Source organism: Pseudonocardia sp. DSM 110487 (assembly GCF_019468565.1).
GTDB lineage: Bacteria > Actinomycetota > Actinomycetes > Mycobacteriales > Pseudonocardiaceae > Pseudonocardia.
Genome location: NZ_CP080521.1, coordinates 6,281,451 through 6,298,675 on the forward strand (window position 1 = coordinate 6,281,451; position 17,225 = coordinate 6,298,675).

At 71.7% G+C, this 17,225-nt stretch carries 16 protein-coding genes; 6 read left to right on the top strand and 10 right to left on the bottom strand.

Annotated features, from left to right (window positions below):
• Position 1: 1 nt before the first annotated feature.
• Positions 2-922: a cytochrome c oxidase subunit II gene (gene coxB / locus K1T35_RS29280; protein ID WP_220255019.1), complete on the bottom strand. Its 921-nt coding sequence runs from the start codon at positions 920-922 to the stop codon at positions 2-4.
• A gap of 198 nt (positions 923-1,120) precedes the next feature.
• Here coxB and K1T35_RS29285 point away from each other — a divergent pair, with 198 nt between their 5' ends.
• Positions 1,121-2,134 (top strand): GNAT family N-acetyltransferase, encoded by a 1,014-nt coding sequence (locus K1T35_RS29285; RefSeq protein WP_220255020.1) that lies wholly within the window; start codon positions 1,121-1,123, stop codon positions 2,132-2,134.
• A gap of 239 nt (positions 2,135-2,373) precedes the next feature.
• Here K1T35_RS29285 and K1T35_RS29290 read toward each other — a convergent pair whose 3' ends face one another.
• The 3 genes from K1T35_RS29290 to K1T35_RS29300 all read right to left on the bottom strand — a co-directional run bounded on the left by K1T35_RS29290 (position 2,374) and on the right by K1T35_RS29300 (position 5,025).
• Entirely contained in the window at positions 2,374-3,294 is a 921-nt protein-coding gene (locus tag K1T35_RS29290; protein WP_220262931.1) for a carbohydrate kinase family protein, read from the bottom strand.
• 121 nt (positions 3,295-3,415) lie between these two features.
• Complete coding sequence (locus K1T35_RS29295) at positions 3,416-3,778, bottom strand: iron-sulfur cluster assembly accessory protein (protein ID WP_220255021.1); 363 nt, start codon at positions 3,776-3,778, stop codon at positions 3,416-3,418.
• A 128-nt stretch (positions 3,779-3,906) separates the two neighbouring features.
• Positions 3,907-5,025: a glycerate kinase gene (locus K1T35_RS29300; RefSeq protein ID WP_220255022.1), complete on the bottom strand. Its 1,119-nt coding sequence runs from the start codon at positions 5,023-5,025 to the stop codon at positions 3,907-3,909.
• Between the two features lie 33 nt (positions 5,026-5,058).
• Here K1T35_RS29300 and K1T35_RS29305 point away from each other — a divergent pair, with 33 nt between their 5' ends.
• Positions 5,059-5,703, top strand: coding sequence for a DUF3043 domain-containing protein (locus K1T35_RS29305; protein ID WP_255620868.1), 645 nt, complete (start codon positions 5,059-5,061; stop codon positions 5,701-5,703).
• 25 nt (positions 5,704-5,728) lie between these two features.
• Complete coding sequence (locus tag K1T35_RS29310; RefSeq protein ID WP_220255024.1) at positions 5,729-6,256, top strand: bifunctional adenosylcobinamide kinase/adenosylcobinamide-phosphate guanylyltransferase; 528 nt, start codon at positions 5,729-5,731, stop codon at positions 6,254-6,256.
• Between the two features lie 44 nt (positions 6,257-6,300).
• Here K1T35_RS29310 and K1T35_RS29315 read toward each other — a convergent pair whose 3' ends face one another.
• Positions 6,301-7,512: an MFS transporter gene (locus K1T35_RS29315; protein WP_220255025.1), complete on the bottom strand. Its 1,212-nt coding sequence runs from the start codon at positions 7,510-7,512 to the stop codon at positions 6,301-6,303.
• Positions 7,513-7,628: 116 nt separating this feature from the next.
• Between K1T35_RS29315 and K1T35_RS29320 the strand changes: the two genes are divergently transcribed.
• The 3 genes from K1T35_RS29320 (at position 7,629) to K1T35_RS29330 (ending at position 9,760) form a co-directional block, all read left to right on the top strand.
• Complete coding sequence (locus K1T35_RS29320; protein WP_220255026.1) at positions 7,629-7,958, top strand: helix-turn-helix transcriptional regulator; 330 nt, start codon at positions 7,629-7,631, stop codon at positions 7,956-7,958.
• Between the two features lie 63 nt (positions 7,959-8,021).
• Entirely contained in the window at positions 8,022-9,026 is a 1,005-nt protein-coding gene (locus tag K1T35_RS29325; RefSeq protein ID WP_220262932.1) for a nicotinate-nucleotide--dimethylbenzimidazole phosphoribosyltransferase, read from the top strand.
• Positions 9,023-9,760: an adenosylcobinamide-GDP ribazoletransferase gene (locus K1T35_RS29330; RefSeq protein ID WP_220255027.1), complete on the top strand. Its 738-nt coding sequence runs from the start codon at positions 9,023-9,025 to the stop codon at positions 9,758-9,760. The genes K1T35_RS29325 and K1T35_RS29330 overlap by 4 nt, the downstream gene beginning before the upstream one ends.
• A 39-nt stretch (positions 9,761-9,799) precedes the next feature.
• Here the strand turns inward: K1T35_RS29330 and K1T35_RS29335 are convergent, their stop codons facing one another.
• The 5 genes from K1T35_RS29335 to K1T35_RS29355 form a co-directional block, all read right to left on the bottom strand.
• On the bottom strand, positions 9,800-11,365 hold the full coding sequence (locus K1T35_RS29335; protein WP_220255028.1) for a hypothetical protein: 1,566 nt from the start codon (positions 11,363-11,365) through the stop codon (positions 9,800-9,802).
• Between the two features lie 121 nt (positions 11,366-11,486).
• The gene (locus tag K1T35_RS29340) at positions 11,487-11,942 is read right to left on the bottom strand and encodes a hypothetical protein (RefSeq protein ID WP_220255029.1); all 456 of its coding nucleotides are present in this window, start codon (positions 11,940-11,942) and stop codon (positions 11,487-11,489) included.
• A gap of 920 nt (positions 11,943-12,862) precedes the next feature.
• Positions 12,863-15,394, bottom strand: coding sequence for a hypothetical protein (locus tag K1T35_RS29345; protein ID WP_220255030.1), 2,532 nt, complete (start codon positions 15,392-15,394; stop codon positions 12,863-12,865).
• A gap of 120 nt (positions 15,395-15,514) precedes the next feature.
• Positions 15,515-15,805, bottom strand: a complete 291-nt coding sequence (locus tag K1T35_RS29350) for a WXG100 family type VII secretion target (RefSeq protein WP_220255031.1) — start codon at positions 15,803-15,805, stop codon at positions 15,515-15,517.
• 290 nt (positions 15,806-16,095) lie between these two features.
• A complete protein-coding gene (locus K1T35_RS29355; protein ID WP_220255032.1) occupies positions 16,096-17,199 on the bottom strand; it encodes a branched-chain amino acid aminotransferase in 1,104 nt (367 codons plus the stop codon).
• Positions 17,200-17,225: the final 26 nt, after the last annotated feature.

Sequence of the window (17,225 nt, forward strand, 5' to 3'; positions counted from 1 at the left end):
CTCAGCTCCCCGACGTGACCGGCTGCGACGCGGAGCGCTGCGTGCGGTCGGTGTTGAACGGGTAGGTCGTGTAGGCCTCGGGCGTGCACAGCTGGCCGCAGCCGAGCCGCTGCAGCGCCTCACCCGCGGTGTACGGGGCGCCGGAGTCGGGGTTGACCTGCTGCCGCAGTGCGAGCCACTGGTCGAACAGCGCCGGCGAGATCGCCCTGACCTCGAAGTTCATCATCGCGTGGTAGGTGCCGCAGAGCTCGGCGCACCGGCCGACGAACGCGCCCTCACGGTCGATCGAGTCGATCTGCCACACGTTGTCCTGGTCGTTGACCTCGGGCATCGGGAAGACGTCGCGCTTGAACAGGAACTCGGGCACGAAGAAGCTGTGGATCACGTCGTTGGACCGCTGCGAGAACTCGATGCGACGCTCGGTGGGCAGCACGAGCAGCGGGATGGTCTCGCTGGTGCCCAGCGTGCTGACCGGCGGCCCCTCCGGGGTCGGCGCGTCCGGGTACTCGAACTCCCAGTTCCACTGGAACGCCGTGACGTCCACCCGCAGGTCGGGCTCCGGCGCGTCGATGTCGACGTGGTTCTGCACGTTGACGGTGAACGCGAACAGCACCGCCACGATGATCGTGGGGATCACCGTGAAGGTGATCTCGAGCGGCAGGTTGTACTGCGTCTGCCGCGGGACGCTGTCGTCGCCCTTGCGCTTGCGGTGGAAGATGACCGCCCAGAACATCGCCGCCCACGTGACCGCGCCGACGACGAGTGCCGCGACCGCCGACCACGTCCACAGCTGGCGCATCGCCTCCGCCTGCGGAGTGACGCCAACAGGCCACCCGAAGCGCAGAACCTCCTCCACCGAGCAACCGGTGGTGAGCGGGATGATCAGCAGCGCCAGCCCGGCCAGCTGGACCGCACGCCTCATCGGGCCCCGCCTCGTCGCTGAGCGACGGTCTCCCCCGCGCTGTGCTCGGCCCACTGCTCGCCGCCCTCCTGAACCCGTAGCTGCGTCTTCCGGCCGGCTTCGACCACGCGTAGAGACTAGCCGAGCAGGTCATCGGAGACCGGCCCGGGTGGGCGGAATCCGGTGGCGTCCGAGGCCGTCTCGTGCCGGAATGACATCGTGGTCGAACTCGCCGCCCCCATCACCCTCGACGCGGTCGCACCCGACGACGAGCGCGCGTTGCGCGACTGGTTCGCGGTCCTCACGGCGGCGCAGGCGCACGACGTGCCCACCGATCCGCCGCCGTGCTGGGTGGAGCACCGTGCGCGTCTGGTTGCCACCGACCCCGGCTACACCGAGACCGCGTGGCTTGCGCGGACCGGCGCCGGGGAGGCCGTCGGCGTCGCGGTGCTCGCACTGCCCATGCTCGATAACCCGGAGGTCGCGCTCGCCGAGCTCGTCGTGGTCCCGCGACACCGCAGGCGCGGCATCGGCCGCATGCTGCTGCGCCGGTTCGGCGACGCCGCACGGGCCGCGGGCCGGGCCAGGCTGATCATCGAGGCACGGGAGCCGCTGAACGAACCGGGGCCTGCACCCGCGTTCCTCGCCGCGGCCGGGGGCCGCAAGGCCCTCGCCGATCAGCGCAGGCGCCTCACGCTGCCCCCTGCTGACCTGTCACGGCTCGAGGCGGAGGCACGCGCGGCCGCCGCCGGGTACGACCTCGTCCGGTGGACCGGTGACACGCCGCCGGAGTGGCTCGACGACATGGCGGCGCTGAAGGCCCGGATGTCCACCGATCCCCCGCTCGACGACCTGAACTACGGCCCCGAGCGCTACGACGCCGACCGGATCCGGGCGCTCGACGCGGCACGGGCCGCGCGAGGCGTGCTGCGCACGGTCACGGCCGCGCGATCGCCCGGCGGCAGGCTCGTCGCCTACACCGACATCTTCCAGACCACCTCGGTGGCCTGGCACGCCCAGCAGGGCGACACGCTCGTCGCACCCACCCACCGCGGCCGTCGGCTCGGGATGCTGGTGAAGCTCGCCAACCTGGAGTGCGTGCTGCAGCAGTCCCCCGAGATGCGGGTCATCGACACCTACAACGCCGACTCGAACCCCTGGATGGTGTCGATCAACGAGGCGATGGGTTACCGGCCCTACGACCGGCTGGGCGAGTGGGAGATCGACCTGTAGATGGTCGGCGGACTTCCCAGAGGATCGGTCAGGCCAGGGGCCCGGACGGTGGCACACCTTCACCAGGGCCTTCGGTGGCGCCGCGCATCGTGCCGGGCCCTCAAGATCGGCGATCCGGTGCACCCACAGCTGCCCGACCCGCAGCCAGCGCACCGAATCGACGATCTTGCGCGCGGCGCCCCCACCGAACAGCGGGGCGATCCGATTACCGAGCCCGGTCTCCGCCTCAGCCCCCTACCTCAGGCAGGCAGCACGCTCTCGATCTCCGCCGCCGCCTCCGGACCGTAGGCGTCGCCCAGACGGGTCAGGGCCGTCGCGCGGTCCCAGGTCCACACCTGCGGGCCGTCGGTCTCCAGCACCTGCACGGCGATGAGGGACCCCAGCTGCGCGGCGCGCTCCAGCGACAGGCCGCCCGACACGGCGGCGAGGAAGCCGGCCCGGAACGCGTCGCCGACACCGGTGGGGTCGACCTTGCCGGTCTCGGGGACCACGCCGACCTTCAGCGTCTGGGGACCGTAGATCTCCACGCCGTTCTCGCCGTGCGTGGTGATCCGGATCTCTACCTCGTCGGCGACCTGTGCCTCGGTCCAGCCGGTCTTCTTGAGCAGGAGCTCCCACTCGTAGTCGTTCGTGAGCAGGTAGCGGGCGCCCGACACGAGCCGCCGGATCTCCGGCCCCTCCATGCGGGCGAGCTGCTGCGACGGGTCGGCCGCGAACGGGATGCCCAGCTCACGGGCCTCGTCGGTGTGGCGCAGCATCGCGTCGGGGTCGTTGGCACCGACCAGCACGAGCTCGATCCGGTCGGCCAGTGGGGCGAGGGAGATCTCGCGGGAGCGGGCCATCGCGCCCGTGTAGAAGGACGCGATCTGGCGCATGTCGTCGTCGGTGGTGCAGACGAAGCGGCCCGTGTTGACGTCCGGGCAGACCAGCACGGCCGAGCAGTCCACGCCGTTGGCCTCGAGCCGGGCCCTGTACTCACCGAAGTCGGCACCCACCGCGCCGACCAGCAGCGGCGAGCGGCCGAGCACGCCGAGGGCGTAAGCGATGTTGCCTGCCACCCCGCCGGGCCGGATCACCATGTCGTCGACCAGGAAGCTGAGCGAGAGCCGATCGAGCTGCTCGAGCACGATCTGGTCGGCGAACCGACCGGGGAAGTGCATCAGCTGGTCGGTGGCGATGGACCCGGTCACGGCGATAGGCACGGGGAGTCACCCTACAGACGCGAGGACCCCGGCCGAGAGGTCCGGCCGGGGTCCTTCGAGGAAGCCGCGATCAGCTCAGTCAGTTGAACGAGTCGCCGCAGGCGCAGGAGCCGCCCGCGTTCGGGTTGTCGATGGTGAACCCCTGCTTCTCGATGCTGTCGACGAAATCGATGACAGCGCCCTGCAGATACGGGGCGCTCATCCGGTCGACGCCGACCTTCAGGCCGTGGTAGTCGCGGAACAGGTCGCCATCGAGCTCGCGGTCGTCGAAGAACAGCTGGTAGCGCAGGCCGGCGCAGCCACCGGGCTGGACGGCGATGCGCAGGTGCATGTCGTCGCGGCCCTCCTGGTCGAGCAGCGCCTTGGCCTTGACGGCGGCGGCGGCGGTGAGCTCGACGCCGTGCGTCTCGGTCTCGACGGCGGTGGTGTTGTCGACAGTCATGACTCTCCCCAACAGCGTGCGGCGCGATCCTGTTCCCAGCGTACCTCTGGCACCTCCGCTCGCCCGTGCAACGGCTGCACCGTGACGCGCGCCACGCTCAGAATCGATGTTCGCTCCGCAAGCGCCGCTCAGCTCTTGCTCCACTGGCGGGCAACATGCTCGGCGAGCGCGGCGAGGGTGCCTGCCGGGTCGGCCATCGACGCCTCGACGCTGCCGGCGTGCTCTGCCACCCCGTACGCGGAGTCGACGCCCACCGCGGCGGCCTCCCGCCGCCCCACCGACACCTGCCCGGCGAGCACGACGCACGGCAGCCCGCGGTCGGCGGCGCCGCGCGCGACGGCCGTGATGAGCTTCCCGCGCAGCGACTGCCAGTCGAAGCTGCCCTCGCCGGTGATGGCGAGCTGGGCCTTGTCGAGCTCGGTGTCCAGGCCGACGAGGTCGCGCACCAGCCCCGCCCCCGACACCCGCCGTGCGCCGAGCGCGAGCAGCGCGGCGCCGAGCCCACCCGCCGCACCGGCACCCGGCTCGTCCCGCACGTCCACGCCGAACCTGGCGGCAAGCACGTCGGCGAAGCGCGCGAGCGCGGCGTCCAGCTCGGCGACGGCAGCGTCGTCGGCGCCCTTCTGCGGACCGAAGACGGCGGCGGCGCCGTGCTGCCCGAGCAGCGGGTTGTCGACGTCGGCGGCCGCGATGAGCTGCACCCCGAGCTGGACGGTTCCCTCCAGGCGGGCGCAGCGGGCCAGTGCGACGCCGCCGCCTGAGAGCGGAGCACCGTCCTCGTCGACGGGCACGGCACCCAGCGCCGCCAGCATTCCGGCACCCCCGTCGGTGGTGGCCGAGCCGCCCAGCCCGATGACGACCACCCGGACACCCGCGTCGCGCGCGTCCGCCACCAGCTCGCCGACACCGCGCGAGGTGACCGTCCGCGCGACCTCGGGGATGCGCCGCTCCCGCGGCACCAGGTGCAGCCCGCACGCGGCAGCCGACTCCAGGTAGGCGGTGTCCTCGATCCGCAGCCAGCGCGCCGCTACCGGGTCACCGAAAGGGCCCGTGACCTGCAGCTCGTGCCACTCGCCTCCGCGCGCGGCGTGCAGCACCTCGACGAAGCCGGTGCCGCCGTCGGCGAGCGGGAGGAGCCGCAGTTCGTCGTCCGGGGCGGTCCGACGCCAGCCCGTCGCGATCGCCTCGGCCGCCGCCGTTGCGCTCAGTGTGCCGCCGAAGGAGTCAGGTGCCACGACCACTCGCATGGCGGGCACGGTATCGCCCGTAAGGTGATGTGTGTGAGGTTCCTGCGCCGTTCCACGCCGTCGACGGTCGGCGCTGACTCGTCCGAGTCCGCGGCGCCGACGCCCACCGATTCCGATCGGGCCGAGCCCACCCGCACCGTCGGGAAGGGCCGTCCCACACCGAAGCGCCGCGACGCCGAGGGCAAGCGCCGGGGACCGGCCGCTCCGCCGCCGCGCACCCAGCGCGAGGCGGCCCGGTTGGCCAAGGCGAACCGGCCGAGCAAGGAGCAGCGCCGCGCGCTCGCCAACGAGCGGCGGGAGCGGATGGCCGCTGGCGACGAGCGCTACCTGATGCCGCGCGACCGCGGGCCGGTCAAGGCCTACGTCCGCGACGTGGTCGACTCGCGGCCGCACATCATGGGCCTGTTCATGCCGCTCGCGCTGGTCGTGGTGCTCTCGCTGCTGGTTCCGGTCCCGGCCGCCCAGCAGTACCTCAGCCTGTTCAGCCTCGTCGCGCTCAGCACGATGATCGTCGAGGGGATCTTCCTCGGCGTCTCGATCACCCGGAAGGCGCGGGCGAAGTTCCCCGAGGAGCAGATCGGGGGTCTCTCCACCGGCTGGTACGCCTTCACGCGGGCGAGCCAGCTGCGGAGGCTGCGCATCCCGAAGCCGCGGGTCCAGCGGGGCGCGAACCCCTGAGCGGAGCTTTGCGGAGCGAGCATCGATGCTGACTCGCACCCTGGTCCTGGGCGGCACCCGCTCGGGAAAGTCACGCCACGCCGAGGACCTGCTGCCTGCGGACGAGCCCGTCCGCTACGTCGCGACGGCTCGCCGTCGCGAGGACGACGCGGAGTGGTCGGCCCGCATCGACGTTCATCGCGCCCGTCGGCCCCCGTCCTGGGCCACTCTCGAGGATGTCGACGTCGCCGCGGTCGTGCGCACAGGCGGCGGGCCACTCCTCGTCGACGACCTCGCCACCTGGCTCACCGGCGTGCTCGACGACGCCGGGGCCTGGGACGCGCCCGCCGTCCCGCCGGCCGTGGGCACTGCCGTCGAGGAACTGGTGACCGCGGTCGCGGCGACGCCGGGCCGCGTCGTGCTGGTGTCGGCCGAGGTAGGACTCGGCGTCGTGCCCAGCACACGGGCCGGCCGACTCTTCCGCGACGAACTCGGGGCGCTCAACTCCGCGCTCGCCGCCGTATGCGACGAGGTCGTCCTGCTGGTCGCCGGCCTGCCGCTGCGCCTGAAGTAGACGGGCCTGAAGTAGACGGGCCTGAAGTAGACGGCGCGTCGGCCTCACGGCGCCGAGGTGCGAGTCCTGGCCGCGACGATGCCGGCCCCCGCGAGTGCGGCGATCACCATGACCACCGCGAACCCGGTCGAACCGGCGACCAGACCGGTCGCGTCACTGACGAATCCGGCCGTGAGCGGGAGGACGGCGGCCGGGACGTAGCCGCCCACGTTGAGCGCCGCGTTGGCCTCGGCCAGACGCGCCGACGGAACGTTCGCGCTGATCGAGGTGAGCCCGCCCAGCTGCCCCATCCCCTGACCGGCCCCGGCCAGCACGGCCGCGACCGCGAGCAGCGCGATCGACGACGCGTGCAGCGACAGGACCAGGGTGGTCATGCTGGCCACGGTCGACGCGGCGCCGGCCAGCAGGACGGCGCGTACCGGAAACCGTTGTGCGGCGAACTGGACGCCGGCCGCGGCGAGGAACATCACGAACGCCAGCGCCCCGGCGACGATCCTGTTGGTGGTGGCCAGCAGTTCGGCGAGTACGGAGGGCCCCAGCGACAGCACGAAGGAGGTCGCCGTGATCCCCGGCGCGAACACGGCGATCCCGAGCAGCACCGCAGTGCGCCCCTGCGGGTGCACCGAGGGCACCCGGATCCATGCCCGCGCCGCGGCGGAGCGGTCCGCGCGGGGCAGGCGCATGCGGATCACCGCCACCAGCGCGGAGGCCAGCAGGACGATCTCGACGACGAAGATCGTCACCGTCGGGCCGGGCATGGCCTCGGACAGCACTCCGGCCAGGAGCGGACCCGACCCGGCACCGAGAACCATCGCCGAGGACGACGCCAGCGCGGCCAGGCGCCTCAGCCCGGCGCCGGCGAGATCGGTGACCGCGGCCATCCCCGCCGACACTGTCGCGCCTACGGCAATTCCCGCGAGGAACCGCGCGAGAGCGAGCATCAGCACCGACCCGGCCGTCGCGAAGAGCACGCAGGCGACGATCGCCAGCGCCACCGCGGGGACCAGCACCGGCTTGCGGCCCACCCGGTCGGACACGACGCCGGCCACCAGCAATGCCGCGAGCAGGCCGCCGATGTACGCGGCGAAGACCGCGGTCAGCACGCCGGCGGAGAACCCGATCGAGTCCGCCCACACCACGTACAGCGGCGTCGGCGCGTTTGAGAGGACGAACACCGCCATCACGGGCCAGGCTGCGAGCCAGACGCGTCGGGCCGTCGGGGTGTCCTCGATCGCGATGGACGCTGGCTTCGGCATCGGCCGCCTCGCTCCAGTAGTTCGACTTTTCTCGTACTGAAGTCACGGTAGCCGCAGATGACAGCCAGTACGATAGAAGTCGTACTGGAGATGTTGTGATCTGAGGAGCACCCGAGATGGACGTCCTCCCGCCCCCGCTGCCCGAACCCGCACTGGACGACATCCGCCTGGAGGACGTGTTCGGCGCGCTCAACGAGCCGCTGCGGCTGGGCGTCGTGCGCAAGCTGCTCCTGGAGTCACCCGACACCGGCCGCCCGTGCGGCTGGTTCGGCATCGCCCGCCCCAAGTCGACGCTGACCCACCATTTCCGGATCCTGCGCGAGGCCGGGGTCACCCGGCAACGCCAGTACGGCCTGGAGCGGCGCAGCGAGGTCCGCATCGCCGACCTCGACATCCGCTTCCCCGGGCTGCTCGACCTCGTCCGGCTCTGGCAGCCTGCCACCTGACACCGAGTTCGCTGCTTGGCGGTACCCGGCCCACGAGCGCCGAGCCGAGCGCTGTAGGAACTCATCGTGGATCTGCCTGCCGTCATCGCCCCCGACGTCGACGCGCGGCGGGCCGCTGTTGCCCGCCACGCCGAACTGGACGTGCCCGCCGGGGCGCTCGGCCGGCTCGCCGAGCTGGGGGTCTGGCTCGCCGCGGCACAGGGGGCCTGCCCGCCCCGCCCGCTCGCGCGGCCGCGGGTGGTGGTGATCGCGGGCGACCACGGGATCGCGGCGGCAGGCGTGTCCGCGTACGCGCCGGGCGACACGGCCCGGCAGGTCGCCGCGATCCGCGAGCACACCGCGCCGGTCAGGGTGCTCGCCTCGGTGGCTGGGGTGTCGGTGCGCGTCGTGGACGTGGCGCTCGACGCCGACGGCGACGACCGCCACCGGGTACGACGCGGCAGCGGCCGGATCGACCGCGAGGACGCGCTCTCGGCAGACGAGACCGAGAAGGCGTTCGACGCCGGTCGGGCGCTGGCCGACGAGGAGGTGGACGCGGGCGCCGACCTGCTCGTGCCGGCCTCGCTCGGGGTCGGGGCCACCACCCCGGCGGCCACGCTCGTGGCCGCACTGACCAGCACCGAGCCGGTGGCCGTGATCGGGCGGGGTAGCGGGATCGACGACGCGGGCTGGATGCGCAAGGCCGCCGCCGTCCGCGACGCGTTGCGCCGGGCCCGTCCGCACGTGCGTGACCCGCTGGCCCTGCTGCGGGTCGCGGGCGGCGCCGACCTCGCCGCGCTCACCGGGTTCTGCGTGCAGTCCGCGCTGCGGCGCACACCGGTGCTGCTCGACGGGCTCGTCGTGGGCGCCGCCGCGTTGCTGGCCGACGAGCTGGCGAAGGGGGCCCGGGAGTGGTGGATCTACGCCCAGCGCTCCCCTGACCCCGCGATGGCTCTCGTCGAGGAGCACCTGGGCCTCGCCCCCGTGCTCGACCTCGGCGTCCGGCTCGGGGACGGCACCGGCGCCGTGGCGGCCGTGCCGCTGCTGCAGATGGCAGCGCGGCTGCTGGCGGAGACCGACGCCGGTTGAGGTCGCTCAGGTTCGCGCTCGGCCTGCTGACGGTGCTGCCGGTGGGTCCGGTCGAGCCGACCGCCGCGCTCGGGGCCGGTGCGCTGCGCTGGGCCCCGGTCGTCGGCGCGGCACTGGGCGCGGCCGCGGGCGGGCTGCTCGTCGGGCTGGCCGCGCTCGGCGTGCCGCCGCTCGTGGCGGGCCTGCTCACCGTCGGGTTCCTCGCGCTCGCAACCCGCGGCATGCACGTCGACGGCCTGGCCGACACCGCGGACGGGCTCGGCTGCTACGGCCCGCCGGAGCGCGCGCTCGCCGTGATGCGCGAGGGCGGCGTCGGCGCGTTCGCGGTGGTGACGCTGGTTGTGGTGCTCGGAGCCCAGGCCGCTGCGCTCGCCGAGCTGGCGTCCAGCGGGCCGTCCGCGGTCGCCGCCGTCGCGCTCGCCGCGGCCGCAGGCCGGGCGGGATTCTGCTGGGTGGCCCGGCGCGGGGTACCCGCTGCCCGGCCCGGCGGGCTCGGCGCGCTGGTGGCCGGCTCGCAGCCGTGGTGGGCGGCCGCCGTCTGGTGGACGGCGCTGGCCGCCGCCGGCCTCGCGCTGGGCCTGCGCGCGGCGATCGGGGTGGTGCTGGGCGCGGCACTCGTCGTCGCGCTGTCCTGGCACACGGCCCGCCGCTTCGGCGGCATGACCGGCGACGTGCTCGGCGCCGCCGGTGAGCTCGCGACGACGGCGGTTCTCGTGGCTCTGTCGACCGGCTAGCGAATCCAGGCTACTGAAACCGCGCCATCTGGACCTTCCTCAGCTGATCGGCGTCGAGGTGTCGGGCGGGAAAGTCATCGGATTGGCGAGCGGCCATGGTATCGGGTCCCCATATCGGCCGCTGCGGCGAGCATTGTCGACCAGATCCGAATTGAGTGGGACCCGCGGCTCGGGGTTGACGTAGTCGAGGTAGGCGTATTTCAGGCTGGCCGCGTCCCGGTACTCGGCCAGAGCGTCTCGCCACTCCAGCGGATTTCCACCTGCTGCGCCCTGACGGGCGATCTGGGCAAGGGCGTGCTGGGAGCCGAGGTCATCACCGGTCACGTCGGGATCGACCTGGTCGTCCCGGAAGGAGTCGAGGGCCGCCACCTGTCCGGTCTGGTCTGTGACCGCATCGAGATCGGGAGTGTCGGCGGGAAGCGCGCCGGCCTGCTGGTAGGCGCTGACGATCAGGCGACTGAAGTCGAGCTTCTCCCTGCCCAGTACGTGTTCGAGCGTGCGTTGCCAGTCGGCTGTCGCTTCGGGCTCGAACCCGCCCGCCGCCTTGTCGACCGCCGCCGACAAGGCATCACCGACCCAGCCGGGAGCCGCCCCGGCCGCAAGTTCCCCGGCGCGACCGAGTGGGATGTCATAGACGGCCGACACGTTGTCGTAGACGGCCGAGCTGGCGGCATCAACGGACTCGTGGGCGTGCATCGCCGAGCGGAAGTCTGCGGTGTTGACCGCGTTTGCAACGCGGCCCGCCTTGGCCAACGCGGTCGATGGGTCCAGCGGCCCCTCGATCGCTTGCACAATCTGATGGCGGGTGTAGGCCTGTGAGGCCGTGTGCAGGGCGATCAGATCTCGGTCCGGCGCGCCTGGCTCGCGCCCTGCCGCGACAAAGGTGAGTACATCCGCTGCACCGCCTCCGCTGGGCTCGAGCTCGGACAGGTACCCGTCGATGGCCTGAGCGGCCAAAGGCATCTCGGCTCCCGAGCGCGTTTCGGACGTGCTGAACGCGTCGATGTGCTCCGCGACGGTCATCGCGATCGTGTCGCTGATCGCGCTGCCCTTGGGGATCTCCTCGCGCCACCCGTGCGGATCCTGGGCCAGGTCGACGAACAAGTCGTGCGCGATCCGGGCGTTCTCATCGGCATCGGCTGCGGTGGGCGCCGTCCGAGCGGTGGCCCGCTCCAGCAACGCGACTGCGCCGGAGTCGTCCAGGTGCTGGGTCAGCAGCAGCCCGCGGCGGAAGTCGCGATCCCCGACCAGCGCTTGGGCACCGTCGAGGTTGCGCGACACGGCGGTCATCACCTGCGCAGCAGTGTGTCCGGCCTTCTCTATCGACGCCATCGCGGCGGGATCCTGGCCGTACGTGTACAGGGGTGCGGCGTTGCGCAGTTCGATCGCTGCCCGCGAGACGTCCAGGGCCCGCCTGCCAGCGGCCTCCTCGACGCCGGAGCCCGCCGGCACCGCGGATTCCGCGAAGCTGCCGAGGAGGAGGTCTCGAGTGAAATCGCCGGTCGGGAAGTCCAACGGAATGCCGGGCTCCCCGGCATTGACCTTCGATGGGGGCGGCTTGGCGCATCCCACCGATGCGATCGCGGCGACCAGCACAACGGCCACGAACCCGACAGCGCCCCACTGAAACCGCACCATCTGGATCCTTCCCTGTGCGAGGTGTCGGAGGAGATGGTCATCGGCGAACCTGGATAGCTTGCGATCGCGGCTGCCAGCACGCTCGCAGCTATCGTGGCGCGGGTGCGGCCGTGGCCAACATCCGCGCGGTCATCCTGCTGCCAATGCAGCCAACGATGAGCTCGGCGAGCCCGGGCGCGGTATAAGACTTGTTCGGCTGCGGAGACCGCGCACGCTCGACCTCGTTTTCGACGTGAACATGCAGCAGTCGCCTGGGCTGAGCCGGTCCGGTTGCCAGGAAAAGATGAGCGCTGTACGGCGGCGCCGTCGGCGTGACGGTGACCCAGTAGCGATTATGGTCGAAACCTGTGACGCCGGGCCGATATCGGGGATCGTGACTGACTTCGGCAAGACTCGCCCCGGCCGCGTCGATGATCGTCGCGATGACGCCTTTTCCACGCCATCGGCACGACCCCGGACCGCGCTCAACTGGAGCCAGCGTGACCGGCGCCACCTCCCGGAAGAGAGGGTGGCGGAACGGCGAGCAGAGGTCGAAGTCGTCCATCGGGAAGTCCTCCCGGGAGCCGCCGGTCGGGGAGTCCAACGAAATGCCGGGCTCCCCGGGGTGTGCCTTCTCCGCGGGAGGGCTGGAGCATCCCGCCGATGCGATCGTGGCGACGAGCACGACGACCATCAGGCGGACGGCACCCCACTGAAACCGCGCCACTAGATTAGACCCTTTCATGTGCGAGGTGCCGGAAGAGAAGCCATCGATTTGGAGACCGGTAGCCTGCGATCGGGACTGCCAGCATGCCCGCAGCTATCGCGGGGCGGGCGCGGTCGTGGACAACAGTTCCTCTTGCATCCGGCTAGCAGTGCTCGTTGCGATGAGCCTGGCGACCCCGGAGGCGGGATAGGCTCGGTCCGGCTGCGGAGACGGTGCCCACTCGTCCTCGGATTCGACGTGGATGTGCAGTAGGCGCCGGGGCTGGGCCGGCCCGGTCGCCAAGAAGAGATCTGCGTTGTACGGCGGCGATGTCGGTGTGGCGGTGACCCAGTAGCGATTACCTTCAAGTCCTGTGTAGCCCGGTCGATACCGGGGATCGTGACTGATTTCAGCGAGGGTCGCCCCGGTCTCGTCGATGATCGTCGCGAAGACGCCATCGCCGCGCCACCGGCACGATCCCGGGCCGCGCTCTGCCGGAGCCCGCGTGACCGGCGCCCACTTCTGGAAAAGGGAGTGAGTGAACGGGGAACAGAGGTCGAAGCGGTCGACGGGGAAGTCGACCCGGGAGCCGCCGGTCGGGGAGTCCAAGGAAATGCCGGGCTCCCCAGGGTCGGGCACCTGCGCGGGAGGACCGAAGCATCCTGCCAATGCAATCGTGGCGACTAGGACGACGGCCACGAACCGTATAACACTCCAATGGGACCACATTTTCGAGGCCTTCTCCATTTGACCGGAATTGATGGTGCCGGACTGGAAGGTCATCGGACTGCGAGCGGCCATGGAATCGCTTGCCCATATCGGTCACTGTGGCGGGCGCTGTCGACCACCGCCGAATCCAGTGGGGCGCGCGGCGCGGGGTTGGCGTGGTCGACGGCGACATATCCCAGTCTGGCCGCTTCCCGGTACTCGTCCAGAGCGTCTTGCCAATCCTTTGGATTTCCGCCTGCCGGGCCGTGACGAGCGATCTCGTCAAGAGCCGTTTGGGAGCCGGGCTCATCCTCGATCACGTCGGGGTCAGACTGGTCGCCACGGAAGGAGTCGAGGGCCGACACCTGTCCGGTGTGGTCGGTGATCGCGTCGAGATTGGGCGTGTCTGCTGGGAGGGCACCGGCCTCCTGGTAGGCGCTGACGATCAGGTGGTTGATGTCGAGCCTCTGACGTCCCTCGATGGCTTCCAGCGCGCTTTGGCCCTCGGAGCCGGCCGTTGCTGCGGGCTGGAACCCTGCCACCGCGTTGTCGACCACGGCCGACAACGCGTCGCCGACCCAGCCAGGAGCCGCCCCCGCCGCGAACTCCACAGCCCGGCCGAGTGGGATGCCAGCGACGTTGGAAGCATTGTCGTAGACGGCCGACCAGGCGGCATCCTCGGATTCGTATGCCTGTACAGCCGAGCGGAAATCCGCGGTGTTGACCGCCTTTGCGATGGTGCCCGCTTCGGTCAGCGCGGTCGACGGGTCCGCCCCATCCTCGATGGCCTGCATGACGTGATGGCGGGTGTAGGCCTGGGCGGCAGCGTGCAGAGCGATCAGATCCTCGTCCGGCTCACCCGGCCTGCGCCCGGCCGCGACGAAAGTGAGCAGATCCGCGGCATCACGCGGGCCGAGCTCGAGCTTCGACAGGAACTGGCCGTCGATCTCATCGGACGGACGCACCGCCGAGCCCCCGGCATACCTGATGAACGCGTCGACGTGCTCGGCGGCGGTCAGCGCGATCTCGTGGCTGATCTTGCTGCCCTTGGCGATCCCCTCACGCCACCCGTAGGGATCCTGGGCCAGGTCGAGGAACAGGTCGTGGGCGATCTTGGCGTTCTGATCAGCGTCGACCCTTGTGGGCGCGATCCGAGCAGTGGCCCGGTCCAGCAACGCGACAGCCCCCGTCTCGTCGATGTGCTGGGTCAGCAGCAGCCCGCGGCGGAAGTTGGGGTCCTCGACAAGCCCTTGGGCAGCGTCCAGGTTGCGCGACACGGCAGTCATCACGTCCGCGGCGTTGCGTGCGGCATTCTCGATCGCCCCCATCACGACGGGATCGTTGCCGTACGCGTACACGGATGAGGCGTTCCGCAGCTCGACCGCTGCCTGCGAGATTTCCAGGGCCCGCCTGCCAGCGGCCTCCCCGAAGGCGGTACCTACCGGCACCGCGGACTCCTCCAGCAACTGGCTCATGGCCTCGTACTGAGCCACGCGGTCGGACAAGGCTTGGGACGGCCCCGTGGCCGGCAGGTCGTACAGCGGGGCGAACGGGTCCTCGAGCAGGATCCGCAGCGCCTCGGGCATGGGCGTGTCGTCGTCGTTGACCTCACGCCGGTTCGGGTCGGTGTACGCACTCAGGGTGGTCGCCACCGCCGTCCGCGCTCGTTTCGCCCCGTCCTTGATCCCGAAGGGGACCAGCACGGCCAACGCCGCGATCGTGCCCGGCCCGGCCGTCTCGACGGACTGTCGGACGTACTCCTGCTGCTGCACGGTCATCGGCTGCCCCGCCTCCACCTGCGCGGCGATCTCCTGCAGTCTCGCGGTCGCCCGATCGACCATCGCGTCCGCGACCTTGGGATCGGCCACCCCGGCGCGCAGCAGCTCGGCATCAGCCGCCGCGGTCGACGGATCGAGAGTTGTCGCGATGGTCATGATCTGCAACGGGCCGCCGGCGGCGACAGGCTGTGCGATATTGCGGGTTTCGATCCCGGCGCGGCTGGCGTCCTGGAGCTCGCGGATGCACTTGGCTGCGGCCGCGTCCCGCCGGCCGGCTGCCTCGTCGGCCTTTTGCTGCGCGGCGCGCAGTGCCTGTTCGGCCTGGTCGGCGGCGCCTCGGGCGGCGTTCTCGCGCCCGACGGCGTCGGTGCGGCGTTGTTCGGCGGCCTGTGCTCCGACGGCGTCCATGCGCGCTTGGGCGTCGGCCGCTTCGACGGCGTGCCGGTCGGCGTCGGAGCGCGCGGCGGTCTGGTCGGTGGAGGCCCGGTCGCGCGCCTCGGTGGCGGTGGTCGCCTCGGCCTGCGCGGCGCGTGCGGCGTCCTGTGCGGCGGCGAGCTCGGTGGCGTAGGTCGCGAGGGCCTGGCTCGCCTTCCCGTAGGAGGCGGCGAGCGTGGTCAGGTCCGGGCCGGTCTCGGCGAGCAGCGTGGAGAAGCCGTCTGCGGCCTGGCCGGCCCACATCTGCGGGCCGACCCCGGACTCGATCGAGCGCAGCCGCGAGGCGATCTCCTGCGCGCGGCCCTCCACCGTCCCGAACAGGGCGGAGAGGCGCCGCGCCGCTTCGGGGTCGCCTGGCACCGGGGTTACCGCTGGGGCCTGCGGGTTCATGGCGTCTCCGGGCTGGTTGCGTCGTGCACGGTCGCTGCGCCGGCGCAAGTATGGGTCGCGGCGTCGGCGTGCATGGGGCGTTTGGCGAAATTCGCAGCCATGGTCGGCTCCGGACCTGGCTCAGCGGCCGGCTGCGGCGCGGAGGGCCTCTTCGGTTTCCTCGTACGTGCGCGCGGCCTCGTCGAGGAAGATCCCCATGGAGTCCATCGCCTGCTGCACCTGGGTGGCGCCGGCCTGCCACTCCTGCCAGCGGGTCTGGAACGCCGCCGACGCCGCGCCCTCCCAGGTGGAGGCGAGCGCCTGGATCTGGCCGGTCAGCCGGCCGAGGATGTCGTTGACCTCGGCGGCGCCTGCCTTGACCGTGGTCGCCTGCTGCCGCAGTTCCTCCGACTGAACACCGATGCGGGCCATTGCGCTCCTCCTTCGGGAGGCCGGGCAGGCACCCCTGCCCGGCACGTCTCGTGTCGGGAGGACGGTCGCAGCTGGGCCCGCCACGCTGAAGGAAGAGTTCTTCCCGGACCTGGTGGTCTCACAGAGCCGCACACCGGCGCTGTGCGCCCGGCCCGGGGGTCGAGATGGCGTCCAGCGCGGTTCGGAGAACATCGAACAGCGCTGGATGCGATCTCGGCGGGTGCGTATGCCCTTGCCACCCGGGCTGGGCCCGTCTCGGCCCTGCACACCGGTCCGGGGGCGAGGGCCGGCTAAGCCGGGACCAGGGTGCGCATCCAGCTGTGCGTGTCGGCGGCCGCCCCGCGCTGGATGTCGGTGAGGAGCCTGCGCAGCTTCAGGGTGATCGGGCCGGGCTGTCCGCCGCCGATGACGACCTCGCCCTCGTTGTGCTTGACGCGCCCGATCGGCGTGATCACCGCGGCGGTGCCGCAGCCGAAGACCTCGCTGATCCGCCCGTCGGCGGCGCCCTCGAGCCACTCCTGGCCCGAGACCCGGCGCTCGGTGACCTGGCAGCCCAGCTCCTTGGCGAGCACGAGCAGCGAGTCGCGGGTGATGCCGGCGAGGATGCTCCCGGTGAGCGCCGGCGTGACCACCTCGACGTGATCGCCGCTGCCGAAGACGAAGAAGAGGTTGTTGGAGCCCATCTCGTCGATCCAGCGCCGCTCCTCGGCGTCGAGGTAGGCGACCTGGGCGCAGCCGTGCTGGGTGCCCTGCGCCTGTGGCAGGAGCGAGGCGGCGTAGTTGCCGCCCGCCTTCGCGGTACCGGTTCCGCCGAGGGCCGCACGGGTGTAGTCGGTGGACAGCCACACGTCGACCGGCTCGACTCCGCCGGGGAAGTACGGGCCGGCCGGCGAGGCGATCAGGGCGTACAGGTACTCCGCGGCCGGGCGCACGCCCAGCCCGACCTCGGTGGCAATCATGAACGGGCGCAGGTAGAGCGACTCCTCGCCGCCTGCGGGCGGAACCCACTCCCGGTCGACGCTCACGAGCTCCTCCAGCGAGGCGAGGAACAGCTCGTCGGGCAGCTCGGCCATCGCCATCCGCGCCGCGGACGCCCGGAAGCGGGCCGCGTTGGCCTGCGGGCGGAAGCTCGCGATGGAGCCGTCCGGCTGCCGGTAGGCCTTGAGCCCCTCGAAGATCTCCTGCCCGTAGTGCAGCACCATCGTGGCCGGGTCGAAGCTGAGCGGCCCGTACGGCACCACCGCCGCGTCGTGCCAGCCCATTCCGGCGGTCCACCGGATCGTGACCATGTGGTCGGTGAAGTACCGGCCGAACCCGGGGTCGGCCACCATCTCCGCCCGCCGGGCCGTCGGGACCGGTGACCGGTGAGGGGTGCGGGAGAACGGCACGCTCATACCGGAGACGGTACTAGGCGGCACAA